Source organism: Leifsonia sp. NPDC058194, from assembly GCF_042883605.1.
Lineage (GTDB): Bacteria > Actinomycetota > Actinomycetes > Actinomycetales > Microbacteriaceae > Leifsonia.
The window spans coordinates 133,007-142,711 of the sequence record NZ_JBHVVL010000001.1; the positions used below are offsets into that span (position 1 = coordinate 133,007).

General features: G+C 70.9%; 8 protein-coding genes. 1 reads left to right on the forward strand and 7 read right to left on the reverse strand.

Annotation, left to right across the window (positions count from 1 at the left end; all coding sequences use genetic code 11):
- Positions 1–60: 60 nt before the first annotated feature.
- The 7 genes from ACFVU2_RS00585 to ACFVU2_RS00615 are packed head-to-tail and all read right to left on the reverse strand — an operon-like array spanning position 61 to position 7,752.
- Entirely contained in the window at positions 61–1,050 is a 990-nt protein-coding gene (locus ACFVU2_RS00585; protein WP_387869825.1) for a BadF/BadG/BcrA/BcrD ATPase family protein, read from the reverse strand.
- Positions 1,047–2,066, reverse strand: a complete 1,020-nt coding sequence (locus ACFVU2_RS00590; protein ID WP_387869826.1) for an SIS domain-containing protein — start codon at positions 2,064–2,066, stop codon at positions 1,047–1,049. The genes ACFVU2_RS00585 and ACFVU2_RS00590 overlap by 4 nt, the downstream gene beginning before the upstream one ends.
- Complete coding sequence (locus ACFVU2_RS00595) at positions 2,063–3,232, reverse strand: Gfo/Idh/MocA family protein (RefSeq protein ID WP_387869828.1); 1,170 nt, start codon at positions 3,230–3,232, stop codon at positions 2,063–2,065. Before ACFVU2_RS00595 ends, ACFVU2_RS00590 begins: the two co-directional genes overlap by 4 nt.
- Positions 3,229–3,933: a sugar phosphate isomerase/epimerase family protein gene (locus ACFVU2_RS00600; protein WP_387869829.1), complete on the reverse strand. Its 705-nt coding sequence runs from the start codon at positions 3,931–3,933 to the stop codon at positions 3,229–3,231. The genes ACFVU2_RS00595 and ACFVU2_RS00600 overlap by 4 nt, the downstream gene beginning before the upstream one ends.
- Positions 3,930–5,924 carry a primary-amine oxidase gene (locus ACFVU2_RS00605; RefSeq protein ID WP_387869830.1) on the reverse strand — a complete coding sequence of 665 codons (1,995 nt, stop codon included), beginning with the start codon at positions 5,922–5,924 and terminating at the stop codon, positions 3,930–3,932. Before ACFVU2_RS00605 ends, ACFVU2_RS00600 begins: the two co-directional genes overlap by 4 nt.
- The gene (locus tag ACFVU2_RS00610) at positions 5,921–6,715 is read right to left on the reverse strand and encodes a GntR family transcriptional regulator (protein WP_387869832.1); all 795 of its coding nucleotides are present in this window, start codon (positions 6,713–6,715) and stop codon (positions 5,921–5,923) included. Before ACFVU2_RS00610 ends, ACFVU2_RS00605 begins: the two co-directional genes overlap by 4 nt.
- On the reverse strand, positions 6,712–7,752 hold the full coding sequence (locus ACFVU2_RS00615) for a Gfo/Idh/MocA family protein (RefSeq protein WP_387869834.1): 1,041 nt from the start codon (positions 7,750–7,752) through the stop codon (positions 6,712–6,714). The genes ACFVU2_RS00610 and ACFVU2_RS00615 overlap by 4 nt, the downstream gene beginning before the upstream one ends.
- Before the next feature lie 166 nt (positions 7,753–7,918).
- Between ACFVU2_RS00615 and ACFVU2_RS00620 the strand changes: the two genes are divergently transcribed.
- Complete coding sequence (locus tag ACFVU2_RS00620; protein ID WP_387869836.1) at positions 7,919–9,595, forward strand: ABC transporter substrate-binding protein; 1,677 nt, start codon at positions 7,919–7,921, stop codon at positions 9,593–9,595.
- The last annotated feature ends 110 nt before the right edge of the window (positions 9,596–9,705 follow it).

Sequence of the window (9,705 nt, forward strand, 5' to 3'; positions counted from 1 at the left end):
TGACTCCTTTGTTCTGCGTGAGGCGGTACGGCGTGGGACTGTTCGGGAGGGGTGCGGGGCTCAGCGCTCCAGGCGGCGGGCCAGCTCGACGGCGCCGGCGACCGGTGCGTCCGTGAGCGGCACGACGGCGAGGTCGGGATGCGCCTGCCGCAGGGCGCCGGTGAAGGCCGCGAGCAGGCGCGGCTGGTGGGCGAAGACACTTCCCGCGACCGCGACGTCGGATCCGACAGCGCCCCGGGCACGGAGGCGGTCGACCAGCTCGGAGAGGTGGCGGCCCGCGTGCTCGATCACGGAGACGGCGAGCGCCGAGCCGGCGTCCGCTGCAGCGAAGACGGCGACCGCGCGGGGGCCCCAGTTCTCGGGCGTCGGGTCGTCGTTGACGGCGCGGGCCAGCGCCGGAGCCGAGGCGACCCCGAAAGCGGTCAGCAGAGCGGTGAGCAGCCCGTCGTCCGCCGCACCCTCGTCGTCGGCGCGCAACGCCGCGACGGTGGCCTCGCGCACGATGGCGGGCGCCCCGCCCTCGTCGCCGAGCACCCACCCCCAGCCGCCGGCGAACAGCGTGCGCCCGGCCGCGTCGGCGCCCACGGCGATGGAGCCGGTGCCGGCGATGACGCCGATGCCCGACGACAGGCCGGCGGCCGGCACGAGCAGCTCGGCATCGTTCACGACGGCGCCCCGGTAGCCGAGACCGGCGAGCGCTTCCCGCAGCTCCTCGGCGTGCTCCACGGAATCGAGGCCCTGCGCCCCCACGCCGAGAGCGGCGACGGTCGCCCCCTCGGGGAGCACGCGCAGGATGCGCTCGTGCAACCACCGGGCGGCGTCGTCCGCCGGCGAAGCGCTCCATTCCTCCGCCGGCAGGACGACGTCGGCGACGCGGGAGCCGTCGAGGGCCTCCACGCGCACGCCGAGCTTGGTGCCTCCGGCATCCAAGCCCACGATCAATCCCGATTGGTGACTGCGACCGACGGGGGCATCCAAGCCCACGATCAAAGCACCGACACCGACACCGACACCGGCACCGGCACCGGCACCGGCACCCTCGTCCGTCACGCGATGCCTCCGGCGTCGGCGGGGACCTTGGTGTCCGCGTTGTGGAACACGAACTCCTCGATGTCGACGCCGCGCACCTCGGCGACGGCGCCCACGAGCAGCTGCATCACCAGCGCCTCCAGGATCGCCCGTTGCGGCGCGGGCAGTTTCGGCAGCAGCACAGGGTGCAGTGTCCGCGACCCGGTGATCCGCTCGCCGGTGATGAGGATGACGTGGTGACCCGCGTCGGCCAGAGTCGTCGCGAGGTCGAGCTCGCGGCTGTCTCCGAAGACGACGTGCACGCCGTCCCCGGCCGACTCCATCGAGCCGTGCAGGTACTGGCGCGTGCTCATGCCGGTGGCGGGGATGCGCGCCACCTCCCGGAACAGCAGGGCGCCCGCCTCGGCCGAGCCGACCGCGGGACCCGCCCCGACGAAGTCGCTCGACGAGACCGTGGCGAACAGCTCGGCGAGAGCGGCGACCGGGGCGGCGAGCCGCTCCTCGGCCTCCGCGAACGTAGAGGCGAGAGTGCGCCAGCCGTCGTCCGGGCGGCCGCCCTGCCAGCTGTCGGCGAGCATCCCGAGCGCGGCGATGGTGGCCGTGTATCCGAGCGTGGAGGCGTAGCTGTCGGCGAGGTTGCCGAGCGAGAGGGTGGAGGCGATGCGGCCGATCGGCGACGGCTCGCTGTTGACGACGGCGAAGCGCAGCGCCTCGGGCACCGACTCCAGTGCCGCCAGCGTCTCCGCGCTGCGCCCGCTCTGCGAGATCCCGACGATCGGATGCACGCTCTCGGGGAAAGGCAGCGGGTAGTCGCCGGCGCCCAGCCGCCAGGAGTGGATGCCGCGCGAGCGCAGCGACCACACGGGCGCGCAGGCCGCCGCGAGGCTGGCGCCGATGCCGACGAAGATCGGGCCCGGCCCGGACAGCTGGCCGAGCTCCGCTCGCGCGGCGATCTGGTCGGCGATCTGCGGGATCGCGCGCCCCAGCTCCTCGGCCTGCGTCGCACGGGCGGACGCGAAAGTGATGTACCCGTTCATCGGACTCCCCTTGCTGGTGCCGGGCGGTGCTCCCCCGGCGTGGATGGTGCGGACCCCGGAGGCGTCGCCCCCGTCGGGTCCCAGTCGGCCGGCAGCGGCTCCACCACCGGGGCGGTGCTGTCGATCGCGATCGCGGCGCCCGACGCGGCCGAGCGCTCGATCGCGAGCATGACCTCCAGGGCGTGCAGAGCGAGCTCTCCCGAGGCGCGGGGCGGCCGCCCGTCGCGCAGGGCGCGGGCCAGTTCGAGCACCCCGACGCCGCGTTCGCGGTGGACGCCCGGAGGCGCGACCTCGACCCACTCCGTGTCCCGGTCGTCGCCGGCGAGCACGCGGGTCGCGCCGTCGAATCCGCTGACCGGCACCTCCAGCACACCCTCCGAGCCGGTGATCTCGAACGCCTGGCGGCGGCGCGGCGAGTCGAAGCTGTAGACCGAGGTGCCGACGACACCGGACGCGAACCGGGTGAGCACGCTGAGGTGGGTGTCGACCTCGACCGGGAACCGCGTACCGGCGTCCGGGCCGGAGCCGACGACGCGTTCGGCGCGGGGCCGCTGCCCCACGGCCTCGACCGAGGCGATCGGGCCCAGCAGCTGGATCATCGTGCTGACGTAGTACGGCCCGATGTCGAACAGCGGGCCGGCGCCGCGGGCGAAGAGGAACTGCGGGCGCGGGTGCCACGAGTCCGGTCCCGGCCCCTGCATCAGCGTGAGCAGGGTGCGCGCCTCGCCGATCGCACCGTCTGCGAGGAGCCGGTGGGAGTTCTGGATGCCCTCGCCGAGGATCGTGTCCGGCGCGTTCGCGACGACGACCCCGGCCTCCGCGGCCGCGTCGAGCACGGCGCGAGCGCTCGGAAGATCGAGGGTCAGCGGCTTCTCGCCCCAGACGTGCTTGCCGGCCGCGATCGCGGCGAGTGCCACGTCCGCGTGGGCCGCCGGGATCGTCAGGTTGACGACGATCTCGACGTCGTCGCGGGCGAGCAGTTCGTCCACGGTGACGGCGTCCGGGACGTCGAAGCGCTCCGCCTGGGCGCGCGCACGGTCGAGGTCGAGGTCGGCGATGGCGACCACGCGCACGTCCGGGTACGTCGCGAGGGACCGCAGGTACTCGTCCGAGATGTTGCCGGCCCCGATGATGCCGACGCCGGTGGGAGCCGAGGCCGCGGTCATGCCCGCACCAGCCCGGTGAAGTAGGCGGCGTTGCGCTCGATCAGCGGGAACACGTCGCCCTCGTGCACGACCACCTCGACGACCGGCAGCTCGAGGGATGCGGCGAGGCCGATCGCCTCGGCGACGTCGAACGGGTTCGTGCCGTCCTCTTTCACATGCAGGAACCGCACGCGGTCGCCGAGCCGCGGGATGAGGGTGCGCACATCCTCCCCGCCCACGGCCGCCCAGTAGGTGTCGAGCTCCAGCACCACGGCGGGGTCGAGCGCGTCGACGAGCAGGTCGTAGGCCGTGCGGTCGCCGATGCGCTGCGCGAACTCGAAGTCGTGGTTGTGGTAGCCGAGCCGGATGCCGCGGTCGGCCGCGACCGGCACGAGGGCGTTGATCGCGTCCGCCAGGGCGAGCACGCCGTCGCGCTCGGCGATGCTCGCGGGCGGCACGAACGGCACGACGACCGTCCCGATGCCGAGCCGCTCGGCCGCGTCGAGCACGCGCACATGGTCGAGCTCGGTGATCTTGGCGTGGGCGGTGTCCGCCTGCAGGCCGGCCGCGTCGAGAGCCGCGTTCAGGCCCTCGGTGTCGCTCAGGATGTCGTAGGGCTCGACATGCGTGAAGCCCAGTCGGGCGAGTCGCTCCAGGGTGCCGGGCAGGGCCTCCGGGCCGATGTCGTCGCGGACGCTGTAGAGCTGGATGCCGAGGCTCATGCGCCGTGCCCTCCGTGATCGTGACCGTGGTGCCCGGGTGCGCAGTGATCGCTCACCGACTCCGGGATGTCCATGGTCGGGTTGGCGCCGAAGAAGCCGTGGGGCTTCAGGACGAAGCCGGCCGAGTCGACGGGCATGATCGGCCAGTCCTCGATGCGCGGGAAGTGCGTGAGCCCGAACGTGTGCCAGAGCACGACGTCGGCGTCCTCCACCGGGCGGTCGGCGGCCGTCCAGGCGGGAAGGCCCGCACCTCCCGGGTGCATGTTGACGAAGTCGCCGGCCGGGTACAGCTCGGCGGGCTCGTACGGCGTCACCCAGAGGTGCTTGGCGGAGTAGGTGGCGCGGGCGTGGATGTCCGACTCCTCGTCCGCCAGCAGCGCGGGCAGTCCTTCGGGGAAGAGCACGTAGCCGACGTCGCGGCCCAGCCGGTTCTGCTTGTGCGGGTTCGAGACGAGCCAGACCCGCCCGCGGGCGTTGTCGGCCATGCGCTGCGCCTCCTTCTCGGTGCGCAGGCGCGTGACCGTCTGGGTGATCCCGGTGCCGGTCGGGTTGGCCGGTCCGCGCGGCACGAGCGTCGCCTCCAGCTCGTCCACGTTGTTCTGCGCGCCGTCGACCATCATGTCGAGCCGGGCCGAGAAGAGGTGCTGGTGGTAGGGCGCGCCGAGGCCCGGGGCGAGCTCCGAGGCGTAGGCGTAGCCGGGGCCGGGATACGCGGAAGTGAACACGACGCCGGTGGCCTTCACCTCCAGCTCGATCGAGCCGTCGAGCGAGAAGTACCAGTAGAAGCCGTAGTCGTAGTTGCCGACCGTGACGAAGAAGCTGACGACCAGGCGGCGGTTGCGACGGGAGTCGCTGGAGCCGTTCCAGTTGTCGAAGTGCTTCCAGAGGATCCCGGTGTCCTCCTCGTGGATGCAGATGGCCTGAGGGATGACGCGCACGTTGCCCGCGTTGTCGGCCAGCGTCGCATCCAGGTAAGTGATGTCGCCGACGCAGTCGCAGCCCAGCTCCAGCGAGTTCGCGAAGCCTCCGAGCAGGTACTCGCCGCAGTCGAAGAAGTTCTGGAACCAGCGCTGCGGGCTCGGGTCGCCGTACGGCACCATCATCTCGGCGATGGAGGCGCGGTAGAGCACCGGTCGCTGCACGCCGTCGTCGTCGATCGACACGTTGTGGAAGACCAGGCCCTCGCGCTGGTCGAACGACACCTGCAACTGCCAGCCCGCCCACGAGAGCACGCCGTCGTCGTCGACGGTGAAGCTCGGGCCCTCCGGCTGGGTGATCTCGATCGGCTTCAGGCCGGCGCGCGGCGGCTTGCCGACCCAGTCCGGGAGGTGGAAGTTGCCGTCCTCCTGCGGCACCGGGAACTCGACGTAGTCGATGACGTCGAGCACCTCGCGCGTCACGACGTCGACCATCACGGTGACGCCGTCGACCGGGTGCGCCCAGCCGAGGTCGTCCGGCGTCTTCTGCACGAATGTGAAGCAGCGCTGGATGCGGCGACCACCCTCCTCCGGCGCGAGCACGCCGGCCGAGAGCGGGTTGACCCGCAGTGTGGACAGATCGGTGAGCCCGCGCTTGGCCATCGCGGCGATCCAGCGCGCGTCCTGGTGCACGATCTCCTCGACGAGGCCGAACTCGGCGAGCACGACCGGGACCTGCCCGTCGGCCGGGTCGAGCTCGACCGCGCTGACGATGCGGTCCTCTACCGGGCAGACCACGACGTCGTGCGAGGCGCCGGAGGCCAGGTCGACCAGCATCGCGCGGAAGCGGCGGGCGTCGGGGGCGCCGGTGGCGAGCAGCGTGCGCTTGTCCTGCTCGAGCAGGCCGAAGTACGCCACGTGGGTGTCCGGGCCGAGCAGCCCCTCGCGCTCGAGGATCGCGCGGGAGGCGGCGACCTCCTCCGGGCGGAGGGAGGCCAGTGCGGCCGCGACGGTGGTCGGCGCGCCGGTCGTCGGCGTGACGTCGGTCGTCGCGGGAGTGGCGGTGTCGGTCACAGTGTCTCCGTTCGGTTGTGGCGGGCGAAGTAGGTGCGCAGGCGGTAGCGGTCGCCTGCGTACTGCACGGTGGAGGCGAGCACCGCGCGCTCGGCGCGATTGCGCACCACCTGGTGCATGACGAGGGTGGGGGTGCCGGGCTCCACGCCGAGCTGGTCGGCGATGTCGGTGCCGGCCTCGCGGGCCTCGATGGTGGTCTCGGCGTTGGCGAGCTCGTTGCCGGCGGCGGTGAGCGCCTCGTAGAGGGAGTCGACCTCGAAGTCGTGCTCACCGGCGTCCGGCAGCAGGGCGGCGGGGATGAGCGCCCAGTCGAGCGCGATCGGCACGCCGCCGAGCATGCGCACGCGGCCGAGCCGGAACAGCGGCAGGCCGGGGGCGATCCCGAGCAGTTCGGCGTCGTCGATCGTGGAGGGGGCGATGCTCGCCTGGAGCACGCGCGAGGTGGCGTCCAGGCCCATCCGCTCGGCGGTCTCGCTGAACGACTCGAGGCTGTTGGGCCATTCGTTGCGCGTGTCGCCGCCGCCGGAGACGTACCAGCCGCGGCCGTGCGACGGGGCGAGAGCGCCGCCCTCGACCAGGGACTGGAGCGCCTTGCGCAGCGTCACCCGGCTGATGCCGAGCAGCAGGCACAGCTCGCGCTCCGGGGGGAGGCGGCTGCCGGCGCGCAGCTCGCCGCTCCCGATCCGCTCGCGGAGGGAGTCGGCCGCCTGCACCCAGAGGGGATCGGGGTAGTCGGTGCGCATGCCCACCTGGCCGAGGCCGAGGGGCGCCGCTTCGGGCGTCTGCGTCATCGCTGGAGGCTCACCGTCTCCCAGACGCCCGTGCGCATCGAGGTGTAGCAGGCGTCGAGGATGCAGTTGACGACGAAGCCGTCGTCGAAGGTCTCGTCGGGGGTCTCGCCGGCGGCGAACCGCTCGACGAAGTGCCGCATCTCCTGGCTGAAGCCGTACGCGCGGGCCTCCTCGGGGACCGGGTAGACCCATCCCGTCTCGGCGTCGGCCTTCTCGACCAGGTAGCCGGCGGGGTTCTCGATGAAGCCCCAGACCGGGGTGTGGGAGGTGTCGGTGACCAGGCGACCGGCCGTGCCGACCAGCTCGTGGCGCAGCTGCATGCCGCCCTTCTCGATCCACGACGACTCGATCTGGGCGAGCTGGCCCCCCGCGAACTTCAGGAGGGCGATCGCGGTGTCCTCGCCGGTGGTCTTGTCGGAGTGGACCATCGTCGCACCCCAGGCGAAGACCTCCGTGACCGGGTTGTCCGTGCCGAAGAAGTGCCGGGCCGACTCCACCGTGTGGCAGCCCATGTCGAGCAGGGCTCCCCCGCCGGCGGTCTCCGCGTCCCAGAAGTGCGGGGCGTGCGGCCCGGAGTGCGCCTCGCGGGCCCGCATCGTGAGCGGCTCCCCGATCGCGCCCGCGGTGACCATCTGGTGCGCCTTGGCGATGTTGGGCGAGAAGACCGAGCTCTCGGCGTAGCCGTGCCAGACACCGGCCTCGCGCACGATGCGGAGGATCTCGGCGGCCTCGGCGCCGGTGCGGGCGAGCGGCTTCGTGCACACGATGCCCTTGCCGGCCGCGGCGGCGATCCGCACCGCCTCCACGTGCGCCTCGTTGGGGAGGGCGATCACGACGAGATCGATCTCCGGGTCGGCGCAGAGCGCGGCCATGTCGTCGTACTGGCGGGCGATGGGGCCCCACTTCTCCGCGAACGCCTCGGCTCGGCCGAGGTCGCGGGAGTAGGTGGCGACGATCTCAGCTCCGCGGACGTCTTGCAGGGCGTCCGCGTAGGTGTCGGCGATGAAACCGGAACCGAGAAGACCGACTCGAATCACATTTCCTCCTGAGGGCGGTGGGTGTTTGTCATAGTAGCCATGTGGTACGCATTTGGTCTATATCAAACGCGGAAATCTTTCCGTAATAAAATACCTCTTGCTACCTCTATGGACCGCTATGTATGCTCTCGCTCAATCCATTCCCCGAACACCGAGGAGAAATGCAGTGCGACCACGCAAGTCGATGAAGATGCGAGTGGCTGCGGCTCTCGCGATCCTGGCGGCCACAACGCTCGCCGTGACCGGCTGCTCCGGCAGCGGCACCGCCTCCACCGCCCGCTACCTCAACGTCTATTCCGGCAACCCCGGCAACCTGACCGACAACTTCAACCCGTTCGTCGCCGACGTCGCCTACGGCGCCAACGGCGCGGTCCTCGGCGCCGTCTACGAGCCGCTCTTCTACTTCAACTCCGCCAAGAACGAGAAGCCGCAGCCGTGGCTCGGCACCGAGTACACCGTCTCCCCCGACGGACTCACCTACTCCGTCACCCTCCGCAGCGGCGTGAAATGGCAGGACGGCAAGCCGTTCACCGCGGCCGACGTCGCCTACACCTACACGCTGCTGAAGGAGAAGCCGGAGCTCAACCTCTACGGCCTCAAGATCGCCGATGCGAAGGCGGTGGACGACACCCACGTCGACATCACGCTCACCCAGCCGGACTACCCGAACGAGTACCGTCTGCTCGGGCTGACGTTCATCGTCCCGGAGCACATCTGGAAGAGCATCCCCGACCCGACGAAGACCACGAACCAGAAGCCCATCGGCACGGGCGCCTTCGACTTCGGCCAGTTCACGCCGCAGTCGGTCACGCTCACCGCCAACAAGGACTACTACCAGGACGGCCAGCCGGCCATCCCGGGCATCCGGCTCGTGACGTCGACGGGCAACGCCGCAGCCCTCAACTCGCTCAACGCGGGGCAGATCGACTGGGCCGGCATCGCGCTGCAGGACGTGCAGAAGTCGTTCGTCGACAAGGACCCGAAGTACAACAAGTACACATCGATCCCGGCCGACATCAAGGTGCTGATGCCCAACCTGAGCAAGGCGCCGTTCAACGACCTGGCCTTCCGTCAGGCGCTCAGCCTCTCGATCGACCGCGACGCGATCATCAAGCAGGCCTTCGGCGGCACGGACACCCCGGCCAACCCGACCAGCCTGCTGCAGCCCCGTGACGAGGCGTACATCCCGGCCGACTACAAGGGCAAGACCCTCGGTCAGGATGTCGCCCAGGCCAAGAAGATCCTGACCGGCGCGGGCTACAGCTACGACGGCTCGGGCAAGCTGATCGGCAAGGACGGCCAGCCGGTCGCCTTCAAGATCAGCACGGTCACGGGCTACACCGACACGATCACCGCCAACCAGCTGCTGGTGCAGGACTTCGCGAAGATCGGCGTCACGGCGACTCCCGAGGAGCTGTCGCTCGGCGCCTACTCGACCGCTCGCCAGAACGGCTCGTTCGACCTGCTCGACGACCGCATCCCGACCGGCCCGAACCCGTTCCAGCAGTTCAGCGACAGCCTGGACTCCGCGAAAAGCGCCCCGATCGGCAAGCCGGCCAACGCCAACTTCGTGCGGTTCGACGACCCGACGGTCGACGGTCTGATCGCGGAGGCCGGGGGCACGAACGACCCGGCGAAGCTGACCAGCGCCTACCAGGCGCTCGGCACCTACTTCGCCGAGAACCAGCCCTACATCATCCTGAGCCAGAACGGCGCGGTGACCACCTACCGCGACCAGTACTTCACCGGGATGCCGACCACGGACAACCTGTGGGCCACGCCCTCCAACTGGCTGTCCGGCAACATCGGCTACGTCGCCAAGTCGCTGAAGCCCGTCAAGTGAACCACCGGCGCGGGGGGGCCCACCCCGCCCCCCCCCGCCCCCACCCCCCCGGACCCGAACCAAGAGCCACAAAATCAAAAAAAAAGGCGAAAACCAGATAGCAAGCAGGA